Raw genomic sequence first — 20,810 nt, forward strand, 5'->3', positions numbered from 1 at the left:
GAAACGCCCGGTTACATTCCGAACCCGGAAGCTAAGCCTTTCAGCGCCGATGGTACTGCAGGGGGGACCCTGTGGGAGAGTAGGACGCCGCCGAACAATTTTTGGGGAAAGCCCCGCACCAGGATCCTTCGGGATCACGGTGCGGGGCTTTTCTGCGTTTAAAGTCGAGTCATGCGCTATGACCTCATCATCTTCGACAACGACGGCGTGCTCGTGGACAGCGAGCCCCTCTCCAACACCATCCTGGCCGGATACCTCACGGAACTCGGCCATCCCACCTCGTACGAGGAATCCCTCCGCGATTACATGGGGGCCGCCGTTCACCGCGTACACGATCTGGTCAAGGAGCGGACCGGGGAATCGCTGCCCGCCGACTTCGACGAGATGCTGCACGCCCGGGTCTTCGCCGCCTTCGAGCGGGAGCTGCAGCCCGTAGCGGGGGTCACCGACGTGCTCGGGAAGCTGGTCGCGGACGGGGTGCCGTACTGCGTGGCGTCGTCCGGGACTCATGAGCGGATCCGGGTGGGGCACCGCACGACCGGGCTTGACGAGTGGTTCGAGGAGGAGTGGGTGTTCTCCGCGGAGGACGTCGGGCGGGGCAAGCCGGCGCCGGATCTGTTCCTGCACGCCGCCGAGCGGATGGGGGTCGCGCCCGAGCGGTGTGTCGTGGTCGAGGACAGCCGGCTCGGGGTCGAGGCCGCGCGGGCCGCCGGGATGGCCGTGTACGGGTTCACCGCGATGACGCCCGCCGAGCGGCTTGAGGGTGCCGACGGGTACTTCGAGAACATGGGACAGCTGCTCGGATTGCTCGTGTGATCCATCTACCCAGGAGTAAGTAGCAGCCCTAGGCTGTGCGGCCATGACAGACGCACGCCTGCGGCACGGCAGGGCGTCCCTGGCGGTGAGTTTCTTCGCGCAGGGCATGGCCTTCGCCCTCCTGGTGACCCGCATACCCGCGATCCAGGAGCGGTACGGGATCTCCGACGGGCTGCTGCCCGTCTTCCTTGCGGCCGTGCCGATCCTCGCGGGGGTCGGCAGCGTCTGCACCGAGCAGTTGATCAAGCGGGTCCGGCCGAGCGTGGTGCTGCGGTTCGCCCAGCCCGCGGTGCTCCTGGCGCTGCTAGGCGTCGGCGCGGGCGACCGGATGTGGCAGGCCGCGCTGTCGCTCGGCGCGTTCGGGCTTTCGGTGGGGGCGCTCGACGCGTCCATGAACATGCTGGGGGTCAGCCTCCAGCGGGCGTACGGGCGCAGCATCATGCTGGGCTTCCACGCCTCGTACAGCCTCGGGGGGATCGGGGGCGCCTCGCTCGCCTGGGTGGGGGCGCACTGGCAGCTGCCGCTGCTCGTGTCGTACCTGCCGGTCGTGGCCGTGCTGCTGCCGGGGTGCCTGGTTGCCGGCCGGTGGTACGTCGACGGGGAGCCCGGCGTCGCGGAAGCGGAAGTGGAGGGCGCTGCCGGGGCGAAGCCCGTTGTCTTCCGGCTGCTGCTGCCGCTGTGCCTGGTGATGAGCTTCGCGTACATCGGGGACTCGACCGTTTCCAACTGGAGCGCGAAGTACCTCCAGGACACGCTGGGCAGTTCCGAGCAGCTGTCGACCGTCCCGTACAACGTCTACATGGTCACCACGCTGCTCGGGCGGGCCGCCGGGGACTTCGGGGTGCGGAGGTTCGGGGCGGTGGCGGTGGTGCGGCTGGGGACGGTGCTCGCGGCGGCCGGGTTCGCCGTGGTGGCGGCCGCGTCCGGGCCATGGGTGGGGATGGCCGGGTTCACGCTGCTCGGGTTCGGGCTGTGTGTGATCGTGCCGCAGACGTTCGCCGCGGCCGGGCGGCTGTTCCCGGGCGCCAGTGATGCCGCGGTCGCCCGGCTCAACGTCTTCAACTACGTCGGGTTCCTCGTCGGCTCGCCGCTGGTCGGTGCGCTCGGTGACGCCTGGAGCTACCGGGGGGCGATGCTCGTGCCGATGGTTCTGGTGCTGCTGACGCTGGTGTACGCCCGGTCGTTCGGCTCGGAGGCCGCCCGATACGGTGGCGGGCATGAGCGGCCGCGCACTGTTGATGTGGGATGAAGCTGTCACGCGTTACGACTTCGGACCGAGCCATCCGATGGACCCGGTCCGGCTCGCGCTGACCATGGGTCTGGTGCGGGCGTACGGACTCGACAAGCAGCTGGACGTGGTGGCCGCGCCGCCCGCCGGGGACTCCACGCTGCGGCTGGTGCACCGCGAGGACTACGTGGAGGCGGTGCGGGCGGCCTCCGCGAACCCGCGGGCCGCGGACACCTCGTACGGGCTCGGGACGGTGGACGACCCAGCCTTCGCCGGGATGCACGAGGCCTCCGCGCTGATCGCCGGGCAGTCGGTCGCCGCCGCCGAGGCCCTGTGGGCGGGGGAGGCGGCGCACGCGGTGAACTTCGCGGGCGGGCTGCACCACGCGATGCCGGGCGGGGCCGCCGGATTCTGCATCTACAACGACGCCGCGCTCGCCATCGCGCGGCTGCTTGAGCTGGGCGCCGAGCGGGTCGCGTACGTGGATGTCGACGTGCATCACGGGGACGGGGTGCAGGCGGCGTTCTGGGAGGACCCGCGGGTACTGACGATCTCGCTCCACGAACATCCCCGGCTGCTGTTCCCCGGGACCGGGTGGCCGGAAGAGACCGGTGCGGACGGGCCGGGCGAGGGCTGTTCGGTCAATCTCGCGCTGCCGGCCGGGACCGGGGACGAGGGGTGGCTGCGGGCCTTCCACGCGGTGGTGCCGGAGCTGATCGCCGACTTCCGGCCGCAGGTGCTCGTCACCCAGCACGGGGCCGATACGCACTTCGAGGATCCGCTCGCCCATCTGGCCGTCTCGCTGGACGCGCAGCGGGCGGTGCAGGCGGCCTGCCATGAGCTGGCGCACGAGTACGTCGAGGGGGCGAAGTGGCTCGCGCTCGGCGGCGGGGGATATGCGGTGGTGGATGTGGTGCCGCGGTCCTGGACGCATCTGGTGGGGATCGCGGGGCATGCGCCGATCGACCCGGAGTCGGTGATTCCGGCGTCGTGGCGGGATGAAGTCTTCGCGCGTACGCGGGAGTTGGGGCCGGGGCGGATGACGGATGGGCGGGTCGTGTCGTGGCGGGGGTGGGATGCGGGGTACGACCCCGCGGATCGGCTCGACCAGGCGGTGCTCGCGACTCGGCGGGCGGCGTTTCCGTTGCGGGGGTTGTTGGCGTAGGGCCGGGGGCTCCGCCCCCGAACCCCCGCTCCTCAATCTCCCCCAAGGCCTAAAGGGCCAGGGGGACCCCCATGAGGGGCTTGATAACACGCCTTGTTACGCCAACTGTGCGTTCTCCGGGCCGTTTTGGCACCCCGTACGGGCCGCTGCGGGAGCATCGTCGGGTGTTGAGTACCGGGGCGCTGCGGGCGCATCTTCTGGCGGCCAGGCTGGCCGGGTCCGTGGCCACCTCTCGGGAGGAGAGTCTGCGGAGTTACCGGCTGTTCGCGGCCCGGGATCCGCGGGTCACTCTCGGCCTTGATCCCGAATGGCGTTGGGGCGAGCGGGACTTGCTGCGGCTGATGGCGGACAAGTGCGGGGTCAGCGACGATCCGCTGCACGTCAGCGGGCCCGATGTCATCGACCCGGAGCGGACGCTGGCCGGGCTCGACGCCTTCGCGGCGCGGCTCGGGGCGGTCGCCTCGCGGCGGGGCGCGGTGCTGCTCGGGACCGGGCATCCGCACCGGCTGCTCGGGTTCTACGCCGCGCTGGCGGACGCTTTGTCGGCGGCGGGATGTCCTGTCCTCACCCCCGCGCAGGGTAGCTCTGTCGACATAACGACCCGGTTCGGGGTACGTACGTACAACCTTGACTACGTACGGGGAGTCGCGCTGGTGCGGGAACCCGGGGCACCGGGAGCCGGGGGCGCGCCCGGCGCGCACACCCATTCACCGCTCCCGGTTCGGGTCGCGCTGGGGGTCGCGGCGGGGGGTTTCGGGCGGGTCCCGGACCTCGTGATCGGAGATCACGGATGGGTCTGCGGGGCAGGTCAGCTGGGCATCGAGGCGGTCGGTCTGGCGGACACCGACGACCCCGCGCTGTTCGTCGGCGAGGCCGAGGGGCGGGTGTCCGTGGCCGTTCCGCTTGATGACGCTGTGCGGTCTGATTACTACCGGCCGCTTACTCGCTATGTACTCAATCGAGCGTGTCTGTCACAGTAGGCGGCCGATGGCAGCTCCTCTTCCCCACTCGCACCACCCGCCCCTAGTCTGGGGAGTGAGCGCACAGCGACGTTGAGTCACCGGAGGGGAAGCCGGTGCGCGTTGGGTGCGGAAGGTACAGGTGGGTCATGGCTGCTGGGAGTGACAGGCCTCTCAACGAGGTCAAGTTCCTGACCGTGGCGGAAGTCGCCTCGGTGATGCGAGTGTCAAAGATGACCGTGTACCGCTTGGTGCACAGCGGTCATCTGCCGGCGATCCGGGTGGGCAGGTCCTTCCGGGTTCCGGAACAGGCAGTTCACGAGTATCTCCGCGAGTCTTTTGTGGGGGTGGAGACGGCCTGAGGGAGTCACTCGCTCCCCTCGGATTACGTCCCTCACTCGGCGGCAGGTAGGCTAGGCCGACGTAGGTCGTGTGGGCCCAGACGCCCCGCACCGAGTGAGAAGAAGTGAGCGAGGGTAGTCGTGGGCTCTGTTATCAAGAAGCGGCGCAAGCGGATGGCCAAGAAGAAGCACCGCAAGCTGCTCAAGCGCACGCGCGTTCAGCGTCGCAACAAGAAGTAAGCGAGCGCTGTTCGTGAATTCGCAGCCCTCCCGCCGCATTGTCGGTGGGAGGGCTGCGGCGTTCGCGGAGGCAGTTTCTCGGCCACGCGCCGGTACGTGGTCATCGCCGCGCAACATCCAGCCGCTACGGTGGCGCAGAGGGTGCAGGGGCGTACCGAAGGCCGAAGGAAGGCGCTGATCTTGGGGAAGGTCGTGCTCGTCACCGGAGTGGCCCGGCAGCTGGGTGGTCGCCTGGTGCGGCGGCTCCAGCGGGACCCGGAGGTGGACCGGGTGATCGCGGTCGATGTGGTCCGGCCGGGGCACCGTTTGGGTGGTGCCGATTTCGTTCAGGCGGACATCCGCCAGCCGGCGATAGCGAGAGTGCTCGCCGAACACGGCGTGGACACCGTGGTGCACATGGATGTGACCGGGACGCCGCTGAGCTCCGGCGGCGGGCGTGCCACGGTCAAGGAAACCAATGTCATCGGCACCATGCAGCTGCTCGGTGCCTGTCAGAAGTCGCCGACGGTGAAACGGCTCGTGGTGAAGTCCAGTACGAGCGTGTACGGGTCGGCGCCGCGTGATCCCGCGGTGTTCACGGAGACGACGCCGCCCAAATCGTTGCCCAGCGGGGGCTTCGCGAAGGACGCGGTCGAGGTCGAGGGATATGTGCGCGGATTCGCGCGCAGGCGGCCCGATGTGGCGGTGTGCGTGCTGCGCTTCGCGAACATCCTGGGTCCCGACGCCGACTCGCCGCTCGCCGAATACCTCTCGCTGCCGGTGCTTCCGACGGTGTTCGGCTACGACCCGCGGCTCCAGTTCGTCCACGAGGACGATGTGATCGACGTGCTGCGGATCGCCTCGGGCGAGCCGCGCCGCTCCACGCTCAACAGCGGGACCTTCAATGTGGCGGGGGAGGGCGTGCTGTTGCTGTCCCAGTGCTCGCGGCGGCTCGGGCGGCCCACGGTGCCGGTCCTACTTCCGGCGGTGCGCTGGGTCGGCACGGCGCTCCGGACGGTCGGGGTGACCGATTTCTCGCCGGAGCAGATTCGTTTGCTCACGCACGGCAGGGTGGTCAGCACGGTCCAGATGCGCGAGACGCTGGGGTACGAACCCAAGTACACGACGGCCGAGACCTTCGCGGACTTCGCGCGCAGCCGGGGCCCCGGGCTGCTGCCGCCGGAATCGCTGGCCAGGGTGGTGGACCGGGTGTCGGGGCTGCCGTTCGCGCCCTTCCCCGGCGCGGCCCTCGCCCACGCCACCACCCCTTCGAACGCGGAATGAGGAGCGCACCAACGATGGCGGATGCCAAGGTCATCCCGTTCGACGACGACCGCTCGCGCCAGAGCGCGCAGCGCACCGGCCGTAGGCGCCCGGTCCCGGGCCGCCGCAAGGCCGACCCCGTGGCGCAGCCGCTCGACAGGCCCGCGGCCCCGGTCAGTGCCCTGCCGGGGGCGCAGGAGGCCGTCGAGGAGGCCTCGGGGGCCACCGCGGCGGCCCCCGAGGAGCAGCGCGGCGGCTGGGACCGGCGTATCGCGGGCGGCCTGTCGTTCCTGCGGCGGCGGATCACCGGCGAGTACGACGTCGACGAGTTCGGCTACGACAAGGAGCTCACCGACCAGGTCCTGATGTCGCTCCTGCGGCCGTTCTACGACAAGTACTTCCGGGTGGAGGTGAAGGGCGTCGAGAACATCCCGGCCGAGGGTGGGGCGCTGGTCGTCGCCAACCACTCGGGGACGCTGCCGCTGGACGGGCTGATGATGCAGGTCGCCGTCCACGACCACCATCCGGCCGGGCGCCATCTGCGGCTGCTCGCGGCCGACTTGGTGTTCATGCTGCCGGTCGTCAACGAACTGGCCCGCAAGGCCGGGCACACCCTGGCCTGCGCGGAGGACGCCCAGGCGCTGCTTGAGCGGGGCGAGGTCGTCGGGGTGATGCCGGAGGGCTTCAAGGGCATCGGCAAGCCGTTCGGCGAGCGGTACAAGTTGCAGCGGTTCGGGCGGGGCGGGTTCGTGTCGACCGCGCTGAAGGCGGGCACGCCCATCGTGCCGTGTTCGATCGTCGGGGCCGAGGAGATCTACCCGATGATCGGGAACGCCAAGACGCTGGCCCGGCTGCTCGGCTTCCCGTACTTCCCGATCACGCCGACGTTCCCGTGGCTCGGGCCGATGGGTCTGGTGCCGCTGCCGACGAAGTGGACGATCCAGTTCGGCGAGCCGATCCCCACGGACGGGTATCCGCCGGAGGCGGCGGAGGACCCGATGCTGATGTTCAACCTGACGGACCAGGTGCGGGAGCAGATCCAGCACACGCTGTACAAGCTGCTGGTGCAGCGGAGGTCCGTGTTCTTCTGATGCGCGCCGCTGGGCGTTCGGCTGAGTGTTCTTCTGATGCGTTCTGCTGAGCGCGGGCGGGGCCGGAATCGACGGAGGGGCCGGGTTTCCCCGGCCCCTCCGTGCGTGACTCCGTGCCTATTCCGCCTTGTCCGCGTCGATGCCGAGGCCCGGTAGCAGGCCCGGCAGCAGCGGGGGCAGGGTGACGTCCGGGACCGGGGGTTTGACCGGTTGGCCGGGCTGGCCGGGGGTGGTGCCGCTGGTGCCCGGCTCGAACAGGCCGCCCGTGTTGCCGAGCAGCCCGCCGTTCGACGGGGAGCCGGAGGGCCGCGGCTTGCCGCTGGTGCCGGGTGTGCCGTGGCCGGAGGAGGCGCCCGAGGACGGGGTGGACGGCTGGGTGCTGCCGGAGGAGCCGGCGGGGTGCGAGGAGTCCGTCCGGCCGTGCGTCTGGGACGACGCCTTGGGCAGCATCGACTGGAGCGGCCCGACCTCCTGGTCTATGGCGGCGAAGACCGAGCTCACCTTGTCGCCGACGTCGGTCAGCTGGGCGGGCAGCTTGCCGCGGAGCTTGCTCCAGCTGTCGCGGTGCGCCTGGGCGAAGGAGTTCAGCGCCGCGATGGGGCCGATCGAGCCGTCCCGGGCATACGCGTCGTGCAGCAGGCGGTGGCCCTCGGAGGCGTCGTGCTCCATGCCGCTGAGGGCACGGCGGACCTCCCCGAGCTGCTCGTGGTCGAGGTCGCCCGCGCGGCCCCGTTCCATGAGGCGGCGCGCCTCGGAGAGCCGGGTGGACGCCTGGTCGAGGTAGAGCTCGCCCCGGGCGGCGTCGTCGTCGGCCAGACCGAGCTTGAGGTCTTCCATGCCGCGTTTCAGCCCGTACAGGGAATCACCCGGAAGGGCGTCGGAGCTGGCAGCGGCCACGCCGCTGAACGCGCCCGCGGCCACACCGATGCTGAGCCCGCCCGCCGCGATGCCCTTTGACCAGCGGGAGCGGGGTCGCAATTTCCGGAGCGACGCCGCCCGGTGGGCGCCGCGGCCGGTCCGCTGCTCGGGCACCTGAGGGTCGGCGGCACTGCCGCCGGCGAACATCCGCTCCATCTCGGCCATGAGCAGCGCCCGCTGCTCCACCTTGACCTGCGGGTCCATCTCCGGTTTCGGCAGTTCGCCGAGCCCACCCGCCAGGGTCAACATCCTGCCGGTGTCGGCCTGTTCGGCCCCACCGGTCTCGGGTGTCTCCTGGTCGGCCGCCGAGGCTTCTTCCAGGGCCTGGGCGAAGGCGTTCGCCCGCCGGTGCGCCGATACGTTCGCGATCACTGGCGGCACCTCCTCTCGTCATCACGGTCGACTCCCCAAGGGGCCTGAAGGGTTGCACGCCTTGAGCACATCCACACGATCGAGTGAGCGGCTGTGGACATGGCGTGACCACAGGGAGCCTTCATCCCGCACAACGACGGACGCGGCACTTGGGTTACGGACGGAAGATGATCGGACCACAGCGTCATCAGAGGCTCACCGACGGTGAGTTGGGCCCGTCCGGGCGGGTCAGCGGGCGTCGTCCGGGAGGAGCCGGGCGAGGGTGCGCACGGCCCGGTACTGGAGGGTTTTGATCGCGCCCTCGTTCTTGCCCATGACGCGGGCGGTCTCGGCGACCGAGAGGCCCTGGAGGAAGCGCAGGGTGACGCACTCCTGCTGCTGGGGATTGAGCTTGCGTACGGCTTCGAGCAGGGCGGCGTTGGAGAGGGACTCCAGGACGGAGTCCTCCGGGGAGCGCTCGACCTCGTTGGCGTCGAGCATCTCGCCGGTGGTCACTTCCAGTCGGAAACGGCTCGACTTGAAGTGGTCGGCGACCAGGTTGCGCGCGATCGTGACCAGCCAGGCGCCGAAGTCGCGGCCCTGCCAGGTGAAGGTGGAGATCCGGCGCAGGGCGCGCAGGAACGTCTCGCTGGTGAGGTCCTCGGCCGTCGCCTTGCCGCCGACGCGGTAGTAGATGTAGCGGTAGACCGTGTCGCTGTACTGGTCGTAGAGCCGGCCGAAGGCGTCGGCCTCGCCGGCCTGGGCGCGTTCGACGAGATCCATCATGCGGGCGCTGTCGCTGTCGGCGGTGGGCCGGCGGGCGGTGGGCGTCGCGGACGTGCCCGTGCTGCGGCCGCCGCTCCGTCTACCGACTGCGGCACCACCGTCGGCGAGGGCATAGCAGGGCCCGACGGGTGTTGCGGTGGCGAAGGCAGGGGCGCCGGCGTACGCGGTGGGGACGAAGACGCGCAGGCGGTCGACGACCGCCCCGCGCAGCGTAGCCAGGCCCGAGGCGTCAACCCCGACGTGTGGGTACACGGGACTCCCAGAGGCAGAGCTTCCATCACGTGCAGTGCGGAACCGTTCACCCATCGTGGCGATGTGCGGGTTCCGGATTGCGTCTGAGGAGAATAACGCTTCGTGCAGGGAGCGCTACACCCAGTTGCTCAAATCGTCGATTCCGTCGCTTCTGTTACGTCTATGCGTCTGTTCAAGTCGCGCATCGTGAGCAGAAGTTGATCGATTTGCTTCGTGATCTGTCCGTGACGGAGATCTGTTGTGCCCGGGTGTCGGCAACGGGGCTGGCGGGCCAGGGGGGATGGGGACGAAACCCCCGCAATCGAATATTGAGGCGGCCGACTACCGCCGGCGGCGGTGCAGGGCGACGGCGGCGGCCGTGCCGCCCGCGAGGGCGCCGACCCCGGCGGCGGCCGGGATGCCGACCTTCGCGGCCTTGCGGCCGGTGCGGTAGTCGCGCAGGCGCCACTCGCGGGCGCGGGCGTGCTTGCGGAGTTTGGCGTCCGGGTTGATGGCGTAGGGGTGGCCGACGAGCGAGAGCATCGGGATGTCGTTGTGCGAGTCGCTGTACGCGGCGCAGCGCGACAGGTCGAGCCCCTCGGCGGCGGCCAGCGCGCGGACCGCCTCGGCCTTGGCGGGGCCGTGCAGGGGCTCGCCCACCAGGCGTCCCGTATAGACGCCGTCGACGGACTCGGCGACGGTGCCGAGCGCGCCGGTCAGGCCGAGGCGGCGGGCGATGATCGTGGCGGTCTCGACCGGGGCGGCCGTCACCAGCCAGACCTTCTGGCCGGCGTCGAGGTGGGCCTGGGCGAGGGCGCGGGTGCCGGGCCAGATGCGGTCGGCCATGTACTCGTCGTAGATCTCCTCGCCGATCGACATCAGCTCGGAGACGCGGTGGCCCTTGACGATGGACAGCGCGCTGTCGCGGGCGTCCTGCATGTGCTCGGGGTCCTCGACGCCGGCCAGCCGGAACCAGGCCTGCTGCCAGGCGAACTTCGCGAGCTCGCGGCGCTGGAAGAATTTCCGCTTGTACAGGCCCCGGCCGAAGTGGAAGAGGGCGGCGCCCTGCATCACGGTGTTGTCGAGGTCGAAGAAGGCGGCGGCGAGGTCGTCCCCGACGACGGGGAATTCCGGCTCCGAGGCCTTTTCGGCGGCTTCGGCGCTCGCCAGCTCTGCCAGTTCCTGCGAGGACTTGCGGGCTGCCTCGGCTGCGGCCTCGCCGGCCAGCACGCTGCGTGCTGTCGCCGAGCGCCTACGAGGGGTGAGCCATCCCAGTACGGCCATGTCGTGAGCATAGCCAGTCTGTTCGGAAGTACCCGACTCGCCGGGATGCGATGGCGTGAACTCTCTGCGGCCGCCGCGTTAAACGGACGATCCGGGCTTATGGGTCCGCTCGGGGGTGCGGGGGTTGGAGAATGGGAGGCATGAGTTTCTTGCCGCGACGTACGAAGAAGCAGCCGGGGCGCAGCCCCGCCGAGCGGATGGTCACGCTGATCGGGAAGCCCGGCTGTCATCTGTGCGACGACGCACAGGAGGTGATCGAGGCCGTGTGCGCCGAGACGGGCGCGTCCTGGGAGAAGAAGGACATCACCCAGGACGAGGCGCTCCACAAGGAGTACTGGGAGCAGATCCCGGTCGTGCTGGTCGACGGCGAGCAGCACACCTTCTGGCGGGTGGACCCCGTCCGTCTCAAGGGCGCACTGGCCGGCTGAAGCGAGCCCTGGAGCAGTTCCGGGCGGTGGGCGGCTGAGCAGCGAGATGATGGGGATCGTGATAGTTGCGGTTACCATCATGGTCGTTTTGCTGTGGTTCGGGGGTATCGCTGTGAGGAGAGTGTGCGGCTTTGCCCCCTTCGGGTCCTGAACGGACTGAACCCGTCTGCGGTTCCGCGATTCTCTCGTCAAGTCGCGTGAGCCCGGTCACTTTGCTCGGACAAAGCGGACACCATCTTTGTGCACGCGTTCACAAAGACATAGCCTGCATCCGACGGGGCGGCCCTGGGACGTGTGGCCGCCTGCAGCCCCGCTCATCCCGCAGGAGCACCGTGGCAACTGGCCGAACTCACCGACCGGCGACCCGAAGCCGAGGAATCCCCGAGGCCACCGTCGCCAGGCTTCCGCTGTACCTGCGCGCGCTCACCGGTCTTTCGGAGCGCTCCGTGCCGACGGTCTCCTCCGAGGAGCTCGCGGCCGCCGCCGGGGTCAACTCCGCGAAGCTGCGCAAGGACTTCTCGTACCTGGGCTCGTACGGCACCCGCGGTGTCGGGTACGACGTCGAGTATCTCGTCTACCAGATCTCCCGGGAACTGGGGCTGACCCAGGACTGGCCGGTTGTCATCGTCGGTATCGGCAACCTCGGCGCCGCGCTCGCCAACTACGGCGGCTTCGCCTCCCGCGGTTTCCGGGTCGCCGCGCTGATAGACGCCGACCCCGCGATGGCCGGGAAGCCGGTCGCCGGGATGCCGGTGCAGCACACCGACGACCTGGAGAAGATCATCAGCGAGAACGGGGTCTCGATCGGGGTCATCGCGACCCCGGCCGGCGCCGCTCAGCAGGTCTGCGACCGGCTGGTCGCGGCCGGGGTGACCTCCATCCTCAACTTCGCGCCGACGGTCCTGTCGGTGCCCGAGGGCGTCGACGTGCGCAAGGTCGACCTCTCCATCGAGCTCCAGATCCTTGCCTTCCACGAGCAGCGCAAGGCCGGTGAGGAAGCGGCCGTCGCCGAGGCCGCCGCGGCCGTGGTGCCGCCGGTGCGCGGCGGCGTGGGCAATGGCCGGAAGGGACCGGACGGGGACATGCCCGCCGTGATGCCGGCATGAGCCTCCTGGTCGTCGGTCTGAGCCACCGCAGCGCCCCCGTGAGTGTCCTGGAGCGGGCCTCCCTCTCCACGGACGCGCAGGTCAAGCTGCTCCACGACACCCTCGCCGCCGAGCCCGCCGCCGAGGCGGCCGTGCTCGCCACCTGCAACCGGATCGAGCTGTACGCGGACGTGGACAAGTTCCACGCCGGTGTCGCCGAGCTCTCCACGCTGCTCGCCCGGCACAGCGGCGTCGGCCTCGAAGAGCTGACCCCTTATCTGTACGTCCACTACGAGGACCGGGCCGTCCACCACCTCTTCTCGGTGGCCTGCGGCCTCGACTCGATGGTCGTCGGCGAGGGCCAGATCCTCGGGCAGATCAAGGACACCCTCGCGCTCGGCCAGGAACTGCACACCGCGGGCCGCCTGCTGAACGACCTGTTCCAGCAGGCGCTGCGGGTCGGCAAGCGCGCCCACAGCGAGACCGGCATCGACCGGGCCGGGCAGTCGCTCGTCACCTTCGGTCTGGAGCAGCTCGCCGCGGGCGAGGCCGTCGAGGACTGGGCCAAGGGCAAGCGGGCGCTGGTGATCGGCGCCGGTTCGATGTCCTCGCTCGCCGCTGCGACGCTGGGGCGGATCGGCGTCAGCGAGATCGTCGTCGCCAACCGGACGCACGCCCGCGCCGAGCGGCTGGTCGAGATCCTCGGCGAGGCGGGCACGGCCGCGCGCGCGGTGGCGATGGCCGATGTGGCACGCGAACTGACACGAGTCGACGTGGCGGTGTCCTGCACCGGCGCCACCGGTCTGGTGCTGACCGGCGAGGCCGTGGCCTTCGCGGTGGGCGAGGAGCTGACGGCGGCCGAGCCGGCCGCATCGGCGGGCGCCGGCGCGGCGGCCGCGGGCTGCCCCGTGGACTTCTCCGGCACGGCGGCCGCGGGTGCCGCGGTGGCCGGGTTCGGGGTGGTGGACGGGGCGCTTCGGGCCGATGGCGCGGCCGCCGCGACCCCGGGTGTCGACGCCGACTCCCTTGAGCTGCACGGCAGTTGGGCCGAGAACACCCAGCGGCGTCTTTCCCGCGCCGCGCGGGGCGTTCCCGTACCGGCCGGGCCCGTGCGCCTGGCGCTGCTCGACCTCGCCATGCCGCGGGACATCGACGCCGCCGTGCACCGGGTGCCCGGGGTGCGGCTCGTGGACATCGAGTCGCTCGCCGAGGCGTCCGCCGACGCGCCGATGGCCGCCGATGTGGACCAGGTGCGCTCCATCGTCTCCGACGAGGTGGCCGCCTTCGGCGCCGCCCAGCGGGCCGCGCACATCACGCCCACCGTCGTCGCGCTGCGCGCCATGGCCGCCGAGGTCGTGGCCAGCGAGGTCGCCCGCCTGGAGGGCCGGGTCCCCGGGCTCGACGACAAGCAGCGCGCCGAGGTCACCCAGACCGTGCGCCGCGTGGTGGACAAGCTCCTGCACGCACCGACCGTGCGGATCAAGCAGCTGGCCGCCGAACCCGGCGGCGCCGGGTACGCGGACGCGCTGCGCACCCTGTTCGACCTCGACCCGGAGACGGTGGCCGCCGTGTCCAGGGCCGATCTGAACGACGCAGAAGTCAAGAACCGAGGGCGGTCATGACCGAGAAAGCATTGAGGCTCGGGACCAGGCGCAGCAAGCTCGCCATGGCCCAGTCCGGGCATGTGGCCGACGCCGTACGGCAGTTGACCGGGCGCCCCGTCGAGCTGGTGGAGATCACGACGTACGGGGACACCTCCCGCGAGCACCTCGCGCAGATCGGCGGCACCGGTGTGTTCGTCGTCGCGCTGCGCGACGCGCTGCTGCGCGGCGAGGTCGACTTCGCGGTGCACTCGCTGAAGGACCTGCCCACCGCCCAGCACCCCGACCTGGTCCTTGCCGCCGTACCGGTCCGCGAGGACCCGCGCGACGTGCTGGTCGCCCGCGACGGGCTGACCTTCGCCCAGCTGCCGGACGGGGCCCGTATCGGCACCGGTTCGCCGCGGCGGATGGCGCAGCTCAACGCGTACGCCCGCAGCCACGGCATGACGATCGAGACCGTGCCGATCCGCGGCAACATCGACACCCGCGTCGGATATGTGACCAAGGGCGAGCTCGACGCGGTGGTCCTGGCCGCCGCCGGGCTCAACCGCATCGGACGCATCGACGTGGTGACCGACTTCCTGTCGGTCGACACCGTTTTGCCCGCCCCCGGCCAGGGGGCACTGGCGATCGAGTGCACGGCAGCCAATGCCGACCTCGCCGCCGCGCTCGCCGAGCTCGACGACCCGTTCACCCGGGTCGCCGTGACCGCCGAGCGGTCCCTGCTCGCCGCGCTGGAAGCCGGCTGCAGTGCACCTGTGGGTGCGCTCGCCGACCTTCTGGGCGACGGACAGGCTGTTCATGAGATGCGCCTGCGTGGAGTCGTCGGTACCACCGACGGTTCTTCGCTGGTGCAGCTGTCCACCACCGGTCCCGTACCCACGTCGCACGACGAGGCGATGGCTCTTGGACGCGAACTCGCGGACGAGATGCTCGCCAAGGGTGCGGCCGGTCTTATGGGGGAGCGAGCACTTTGAGCCCCACCACCAATCCCACCGCTGCCGGAATCGTCACCTTCCTCGGTGCCGGGCCCGGAGACCCGGGACTGCTGACGCTGCGCGCCGTGGAGGCGCTGGCGTCGGCCGATGTCCTGATCGCCGAGCCCGCAGTGCTCGACGTCGTTCGCGCGCATGCGCGGGCAGGTGTGGACACGCCCCAGCTGACGGTGGTTGACGAGGCGTCGACGACCGCCGGAATCCCGGTGTTGCGGGACGCCGCCAATCTTGTCATGGAGGCCGCGCGCTCCGGCAGGCGGGTCGTCCGTGCGGTCTCCGGCGACCCGGGCCTGGACGGCGACGCCGCCGGCGAGATGCTGGCCTGCGCCTCCGAAGGCATCCCCTTCGAGGTGGTGCCGGGCGTCGCGGCCGCGGTCGGCGTGCCCGCGTACGCCGGTGTGCCGCTGCGCGGCGCGGCCGGCGCGGACGTCCGCTTCGTCGACGCCCGCACCGCTTCCGAGCGGTGCTGGGCCGAGGTCGGCGCGAGCGACGGGACGGTGGTGGTCTCCACCACCCTGGAGACCGTCGCGGCCGCGGCCGGCGAGCTGGTCTCGGCCGGGCGCAAGCCCGACACCCCGATGTCGGTGACGGTCGCCGGCACCACGACCAGGCAGCGGACCTGGAGCGCGACCCTCGGCACGGTCGCCCAGGTGCTCAAGCAGGCGAAGGTGCTGCCCTCGCCGGACGGGCACCAGGCCGTCATAGCCGTGGTCGGCGAGCGCAGTGCCCCTGCTCAGCGCGACCAGCTGTCGTGGTTCGAGTCCAAGCCGCTGTTCGGCTGGCGTGTGCTCGTACCGCGTACGAAGGAGCAGGCCGCCTCGCTCTCCGACCAGCTCAGGTCGTACGGAGCCGTGCCGCACGAGGTGCCGACGATCGCCGTCGAACCGCCGCGCACGCCCCAGCAGATGGAGCGCGCGGTCAAGGGCCTGGTGACCGGCCGCTACGAGTGGATCGCGTTCACCAGCGTCAACGCGGTGAAGGCGGTGCGCGAGAAGTTCGAGGAGTACGGGCTCGACGCGCGCGCGTTCGCGGGGATCAAGGTCGCCGCGGTGGGCGAGCAGACGGCCGCCGCGCTGGTGGAATTCGGCGTGAAGCCGGATCTGGTGCCGAGCGGCGAGCAGTCGGCGGCGGGCCTTCTTGAGGACTGGCCGCCCTACGACCCGGTCTTCGACCCGATCGACCGCGTCTTCCTGCCCCGCGCCGACATCGCCACCGAGACGCTGGTGGCGGGCCTGATCGAGCTCGGCTGGGAGGTCGACGACGTCACGGCCTACCGGACGGTGCGGGCCTCGCCGCCGCCGGCCGACACCCGTGAGGCGATCAAGGGCGGCGGTTTCGACGCGGTGCTGTTCACGTCGTCCTCGACGGTGCGCAACCTGGTCGGCATCGCGGGCAAGCCGCACAACGTGACGGTGATCGCGTGCATCGGCCCCGCCACGGCGAAGACCGCGGAGGAGCACGGGCTGCGGGTGGACGTCATGGCCCCGGAGCCGTCCGTCCACAAGCTGGCGCAGGCACTGGCGGACTTCGGCGCGGCGCGGCGCGCGGCGGCGGTGGAGGCGGGGGAGCACGTGACCCGGCCGAGCGAGCGCAGGCCGGGGGCGCGGCGTCGGCGTACGACGTAGTCGGCCCGGCCCTCAAACTCCCCCAAGGCCTTAAGGGCCAGGGGGGACCCCCATGACGGGCTGGGAATGCCGCTCAGCGGCAATATCCAGCCCCTCCGGCGATTGAGGAGCGGGGTCTGGGGCAGAGCCCCAGCAGCCGTCTTCCGGCGGGTCTCGGGAAGGGGCGGGGTGGGGAATTCGTACCCCTGCGGCGGGCGTAGCGTAGGGGCATGACTGTGTACGGATCCTTTCCCGGGGCCCGGCCCCGGCGGCTTCGGACCACGCCCGCCATGCGGCGGATGGTCGCGGAGACCCGGCTGCACCCCGCCGACCTCATCCTCCCCGCGTTCGTACGGGAAGGGATCACCGAACCCGTCCCGATCCAGGCGATGCCCGGCGTCGTGCAGCACTCCCTGGACACCCTGCGGAAGGCCGCCGTCGAGGCCGCCGCCGCCGGGGTCGCCGGGATCATGCTGTTCGGCGTGCCGGAGGACGCGAAGAAGGACGCCGTCGGGACCGCGGGCACCGACCCCGACGGCATCCTCCAGGTCGCCATCCGCGCCGTGAAGGAAGAGGTCGGCGACGAGCTCGTCATCATGTCCGACCTGTGTCTGGACGAGTACACGGACCACGGCCACTGCGGAGTCCTGGACGAGGACGGCCGCGTCGACAACGACGCCACGCTTGAGCGGTACGCGGAGATGGCCCAGGTCCAGGCCGACGCGGGCGTCCATGTCGTCGGGCCGTCCGGGATGATGGACGGTCAAGTCGGCGTCGTCCGCGACGCGTTGGACCAGACGGGCCACGAGGACGTGTCCATCCTGGCCTACACCGTGAAGTACTCCTCCGCCTTCTACGGCCCGTTCCGCGAGGCCGTCGGCTCCTCGCTGCGGGGTGACCGCAAGACGTACCAGCAGGACCCGGCCAACACCCGTGAATCCATGCGGGAGTTGGCGCTCGACCTCGCTGAGGGCGCCGACATGGTGATGGTCAAGCCGGCCGGCCCGTACCTCGACATCCTGGCCAAGGTCGCCGAGTCGGTGGACGTGCCGGTCGCGGCGTACCAGATCAGCGGCGAGTACGCGATGATCGAGGCCGCCGCGGAGAGGGGCTGGATCGACCGCGACCGAGCGATCCTGGAATCCCTGACCGGCATCAAGCGGGCGGGGGCGCACATGATCCTCACGTACTGGGCGACGGAGGTCGCACGCGGGCTCTGAGCCCGGGGGATGTGAACGCGGCTGCTCGGCCCACTACTTGCTGTCCCGCCTGCCCGCCGCCGGGTAGGCGGGACAGCCGTGTCATCAGGCCATGGGGGTTCGCTCCTCAAAGACCTCACCCGAACCGATTGATCACGACTCGATACCCGCCCTAACAGCGTGGCGCGGCGGCGTTAGGGGGACGTTGGCGGGTGGTGAGAGGGTCGGCTGCGGCTGCGGCTGCGGGTGTCGGGCTCCCCGTCTCGGCCGGCACAGCACCGCAGGCTCCCATGCCGGACGTGGTGCCTCCGAAAGGACCCTATGTACGCCAGCGAACAGGCCCGGACCTCCGAGGGCAACAAGCCCGCCCGCAGCGCCGCGAGGACCGCAGCGCCGGGCAGCAGGGCCCCTGCCGCTCTCCTCGCCCTGCAGAGCACGGCGGGCAACGCCGCCGTCGTCCAGATGCTCCGCCGGTCCGGCCACGCCTGGGCCCAGGAACAGCACCAGCACGGTGCCGGCTGCGGCCACCAGCAGACCGAACAGCCCGCTGTGCAGCGCTCCGCCGTCCACGACGTCCTGCGTGCCCCCGGCCGCCCCCTCGACGACGCGATCCGCACCGACATGGAGGCCCGGCTCGGGGCCGACTTCTCCGACGTGCGCATCCACAACGACAGCGCCGCCAAAGCCTCCGCCGCCGAGGTCGGCGCCCGCGCCTACACCTCCGGCAGCCACGTCGTCATCGGTGACGGCGGCGCCGACAAGCACACCCTCGCCCACGAACTCACCCACGTGATCCAGCAGCGCCGCGGTCCGGTCGCGGGAACGCCCACCGCCGACGGGCTCCGCGTCAGCGATCCGTCGGACGCCTTCGAGAGGGAGGCCGAGGCCCGAGCGACGCGCGCGCTCTGCGGCCCGTCGCCGGAGCGGACCGCTCCGGACGAGCCCGCTCGCCAGGACACCGCCCATGGCCAAGTGCAGCGCGTACCCGCTCCCACGGACCGCTCCGTCCAGCGCCTCACCATTGACGACGCACCTTCGTCGTGGCACGGCCAGGTGGTGCGGCGCTCGGGCGAGGGGGTCGACGGAGTCTTCTTCGTGGGCCCGCCGGGGGCGCAGGTCGTGGTCAAACCGCTGTCGTCCACGGGCAATGTGGAATACGCCCATCGGTTTCTTGAGCACATGGACATCCGGGCGCCCCGGATCAAACGTCATGCGGTCACCTCACCCGAGGGACAGGCGCTCCGCGCCCTCCTGATGCAAAACCAGGGAGCCGGCCGGACCCCCGAAGAGATCCCGAATCAGCTGGGCACGGCTCAGGCATTCCTGGTCATGGAGACGGCCCCGGGAGCCACGCTGCAAGGCATGGGCGCCGGTGCGGCAGTGGGATTCCTGGGCGACGAGGCAGCCTTGCGGCAAACCGGCCGCACGATGGTCGCCGACGCCTTCCTCGGCAACGACGACCGGGTGGTGGGTGGCCGGGTCAACCTCGGGAACTTCCTCTACCAGGCCGCGACAGACATCGCTCCGACGGCACAGCTCACTGCGATCGACAACAACTCCCGGTTCACGGCCCCGGTGGTCCTTCCCACCCGGGCGGGCGGCAAGAGGCTGGACGACAGGCTCGCGGCGAAGCTCGGCTACCTCCAGATGCTTCGCGCTCCCGCCCACGACAACGCGTTCATCAACAGGTTCCTCCAGAGGTTCCGTCAGGCCCACCACGACAGCCCTGAGGTCACTGGGATTCTGGACGACACCGCGCAGTCGGGCCCGATCAAGGACCGGATAGGAGAAGGGCTCACAGCCGCCTTCGCCGATCTCGCGACCGTCTTCACCGACCACCAACTCCTGCTGCGTGCCATCGGTTCGAGTTACGACGAGGCGAGCGCCGCGGACCGGTCCGTCTCCGGAGCCAAGGCCGCCGCGAAATACGTCGCGGACACCCAGAACGGCCTGACGCATGATCAGGCGGTCGACCAGCTGATCGGCTACGTGGAGAAGCGCTGCGCCAAGGACAAGCTGCCCACTGGCCTCAAGTGGATAGGCCAACTGGTCGCCTGATCTTCGAGGCGGCGACTGTGCTCGGGCCGCCGAGGTGGCCGAGCGGCGGTAAGTCCCTTTATATCTGCGCGAGTTGGCGGGCCGTCGTCAGTGAGCCCAGCAGCAGCGGGATGCACTCCTTGGCGGTGGCGACGTACACCGGGGTGTCGCCGTCGCGGCACTCCACCACCAGCCAATTGCCATTCAGATGGAGGTCTTTGGGGTCCGTCCGGTACGGCGGGCGGACTCGCAGCGGTTCCAGCGTGCCCGGCACGATCCGGGGGCGGACCCGGTAGTTCGGGTCGGGGATGATCGACAGGCGGCCGGCCTCGGCCACCAGGAAGCCGCCGCCCAGACTGCCTCCGTACGGGACGTCGCCGCGCACGAACCCCGGGAAGACGGCTTCCTCGGTGGGGACAACCGTCTGGACGGTGACGGTGTCCGTGGTCTTACGGGCGTTCGCGCGGCGGAGCAGTACGGCGGCGAGCGCGCAGCCCGCCACGACGACCGCCCCGGCCACCCCGTGGACCAGGAGTCCCGTCCGCCACCCGTTGGTGAACCACGGGATCAGGGCGCCCGCGCCGACGAGTGCCAGCGTGCCCGTTGCCACGACCGCCGGCTGCCATGGGTACCGGAGCCGGGTGGTGGCGTAGCCCCGGACCCACCACAGTGCCGTCAGCAGGGCCCCCGCCCCGAACGTGCCCAGGGCCAGCCCCCAGGCCAGGAACAGCCGGTAGCTGCCGCGCGGGTCGGCGTACGTGTACCAGCGGGCGTTCGCCCAGTCGAGGTACCGGACCGAGCCCTCCCAGTACGTGACGTGGATCCGCTTCCCGGCATAGGTGTCGGACGAGTCCGGCGCGCTTCGCCGGATGTGGAGGACGGGCGTCTCGCCGTCGGCGTCCTTCACGTACATCCAGTAGTTCGGCGTCTTGCCGCGCCCCTTCTGGGTGCGCTCGATCACCGCCGGTACGGAGCGCAAACAGTCCGTCGCGGTGGTGCCGGGCGCACAGTCCTGCGCCGCCCTGAACGCCCGCTCCTCGTCCAGCGATCCGCGCATCGTCACGAGCAGCAGCCAGGCCGCCACCAGCAGCAGGACGGTGCCGACAACCGTCGAGCCGATGACCAGCGTGCGGTTCTTGGGCGGCAAGGACGCGGCTGGGGCGGCTTCGGTCGCTGCTTCTGTCATGCGCTCATGCATGCGTGCATGAT

At 70.8% G+C, this 20,810-nt stretch carries 19 protein-coding genes and 1 rRNA gene; 16 read left to right on the plus strand and 4 right to left on the minus strand.

Annotated features, from left to right (window positions below; translation table 11 throughout):
* The 9 genes from rrf to ACIQ8J_RS07375 form a co-directional block, all read left to right on the plus strand.
* Positions 1–96 (plus strand): 5S ribosomal RNA (rrf, locus tag ACIQ8J_RS07335); the annotation flags it as partial.
* Between the two features lie 75 nt (positions 97–171).
* Positions 172–816 (plus strand): HAD family hydrolase, encoded by a 645-nt coding sequence (locus tag ACIQ8J_RS07340; RefSeq protein ID WP_403267805.1) that lies wholly within the window; start codon positions 172–174, stop codon positions 814–816.
* A 43-nt stretch (positions 817–859) separates the two neighbouring features.
* Complete coding sequence (locus tag ACIQ8J_RS07345; protein WP_403267808.1) at positions 860–2,065, plus strand: MFS transporter; 1,206 nt, start codon at positions 860–862, stop codon at positions 2,063–2,065.
* A complete protein-coding gene (locus ACIQ8J_RS07350; RefSeq protein ID WP_403267811.1) occupies positions 2,034–3,209 on the plus strand; it encodes an acetoin utilization protein AcuC in 1,176 nt (391 codons plus the stop codon). Before ACIQ8J_RS07345 ends, ACIQ8J_RS07350 begins: the two co-directional genes overlap by 32 nt.
* 164 nt (positions 3,210–3,373) lie before the next feature.
* Complete coding sequence (locus ACIQ8J_RS07355; RefSeq protein ID WP_403267814.1) at positions 3,374–4,189, plus strand: phosphatase; 816 nt, start codon at positions 3,374–3,376, stop codon at positions 4,187–4,189.
* 128 nt (positions 4,190–4,317) lie between these two features.
* Positions 4,318–4,530 (plus strand): helix-turn-helix domain-containing protein, encoded by a 213-nt coding sequence (locus ACIQ8J_RS07360; protein ID WP_159030439.1) that lies wholly within the window; start codon positions 4,318–4,320, stop codon positions 4,528–4,530.
* 120 nt (positions 4,531–4,650) lie between these two features.
* Entirely contained in the window at positions 4,651–4,749 is a 99-nt protein-coding gene (locus tag ACIQ8J_RS07365) for a 30S ribosomal protein bS22 (RefSeq protein ID WP_003948845.1), read from the plus strand.
* Between the two features lie 180 nt (positions 4,750–4,929).
* Positions 4,930–6,012: an NAD-dependent epimerase/dehydratase family protein gene (locus tag ACIQ8J_RS07370; protein ID WP_403267817.1), complete on the plus strand. Its 1,083-nt coding sequence runs from the start codon at positions 4,930–4,932 to the stop codon at positions 6,010–6,012.
* Between the two features lie 14 nt (positions 6,013–6,026).
* The gene (locus ACIQ8J_RS07375) at positions 6,027–7,082 is read left to right on the plus strand and encodes a lysophospholipid acyltransferase family protein (RefSeq protein WP_403267820.1); all 1,056 of its coding nucleotides are present in this window, start codon (positions 6,027–6,029) and stop codon (positions 7,080–7,082) included.
* 117 nt (positions 7,083–7,199) lie between these two features.
* Here the strand turns inward: ACIQ8J_RS07375 and ACIQ8J_RS07380 are convergent, their stop codons facing one another.
* The 3 genes from ACIQ8J_RS07380 to ACIQ8J_RS07390 all read right to left on the minus strand — a co-directional run bounded on the left by ACIQ8J_RS07380 (position 7,200) and on the right by ACIQ8J_RS07390 (position 10,652).
* Positions 7,200–8,372 carry a DUF5667 domain-containing protein gene (locus tag ACIQ8J_RS07380; protein WP_403267823.1) on the minus strand — a complete coding sequence of 391 codons (1,173 nt, stop codon included), beginning with the start codon at positions 8,370–8,372 and terminating at the stop codon, positions 7,200–7,202.
* A gap of 228 nt (positions 8,373–8,600) precedes the next feature.
* Positions 8,601–9,389, minus strand: coding sequence for an ECF subfamily RNA polymerase sigma factor, BldN family (locus ACIQ8J_RS07385; protein ID WP_053724590.1), 789 nt, complete (start codon positions 9,387–9,389; stop codon positions 8,601–8,603).
* 321 nt (positions 9,390–9,710) lie between these two features.
* A complete protein-coding gene (locus ACIQ8J_RS07390) occupies positions 9,711–10,652 on the minus strand; it encodes an HAD family hydrolase (protein ID WP_403267826.1) in 942 nt (313 codons plus the stop codon).
* Between the two features lie 131 nt (positions 10,653–10,783).
* Here ACIQ8J_RS07390 and ACIQ8J_RS07395 point away from each other — a divergent pair, with 131 nt between their 5' ends.
* From ACIQ8J_RS07395 to ACIQ8J_RS07425, 7 genes are all read left to right on the plus strand, one after another.
* Positions 10,784–11,080 carry a glutaredoxin family protein gene (locus ACIQ8J_RS07395; protein WP_403267828.1) on the plus strand — a complete coding sequence of 99 codons (297 nt, stop codon included), beginning with the start codon at positions 10,784–10,786 and terminating at the stop codon, positions 11,078–11,080.
* Positions 11,081–11,412: 332 nt separating this feature from the next.
* Positions 11,413–12,186, plus strand: a complete 774-nt coding sequence (locus ACIQ8J_RS07400) for a redox-sensing transcriptional repressor Rex (RefSeq protein ID WP_403267830.1) — start codon at positions 11,413–11,415, stop codon at positions 12,184–12,186.
* Positions 12,183–13,787 carry a glutamyl-tRNA reductase gene (locus ACIQ8J_RS07405; RefSeq protein ID WP_403267832.1) on the plus strand — a complete coding sequence of 535 codons (1,605 nt, stop codon included), beginning with the start codon at positions 12,183–12,185 and terminating at the stop codon, positions 13,785–13,787. Before ACIQ8J_RS07400 ends, ACIQ8J_RS07405 begins: the two co-directional genes overlap by 4 nt.
* Positions 13,784–14,743: a hydroxymethylbilane synthase gene (gene hemC / locus ACIQ8J_RS07410; RefSeq protein WP_403267835.1), complete on the plus strand. Its 960-nt coding sequence runs from the start codon at positions 13,784–13,786 to the stop codon at positions 14,741–14,743. The genes ACIQ8J_RS07405 and hemC overlap by 4 nt, the downstream gene beginning before the upstream one ends.
* Positions 14,740–16,386 carry a uroporphyrinogen-III synthase gene (locus tag ACIQ8J_RS07415; protein WP_403267838.1) on the plus strand — a complete coding sequence of 549 codons (1,647 nt, stop codon included), beginning with the start codon at positions 14,740–14,742 and terminating at the stop codon, positions 16,384–16,386. The genes hemC and ACIQ8J_RS07415 overlap by 4 nt, the downstream gene beginning before the upstream one ends.
* 209 nt (positions 16,387–16,595) lie before the next feature.
* Entirely contained in the window at positions 16,596–17,585 is a 990-nt protein-coding gene (gene hemB / locus ACIQ8J_RS07420) for a porphobilinogen synthase (protein WP_403267840.1), read from the plus strand.
* A 300-nt stretch (positions 17,586–17,885) separates the two neighbouring features.
* Complete coding sequence (locus ACIQ8J_RS07425; RefSeq protein WP_403267842.1) at positions 17,886–19,622, plus strand: DUF4157 domain-containing protein; 1,737 nt, start codon at positions 17,886–17,888, stop codon at positions 19,620–19,622.
* Positions 19,623–19,680: 58 nt separating this feature from the next.
* On the opposite strand, the gene ACIQ8J_RS07430 is transcribed toward ACIQ8J_RS07425, so the two are convergent.
* Positions 19,681–20,787, minus strand: a complete 1,107-nt coding sequence (locus tag ACIQ8J_RS07430) for a hypothetical protein (protein ID WP_403267845.1) — start codon at positions 20,785–20,787, stop codon at positions 19,681–19,683.
* Between the last annotated feature and the right edge of the window lie 23 nt (positions 20,788–20,810).

It is taken from the genome of Streptomyces sp. NPDC094147 (assembly GCF_044764265.1).
Lineage (GTDB): Bacteria > Actinomycetota > Actinomycetes > Streptomycetales > Streptomycetaceae > Streptomyces.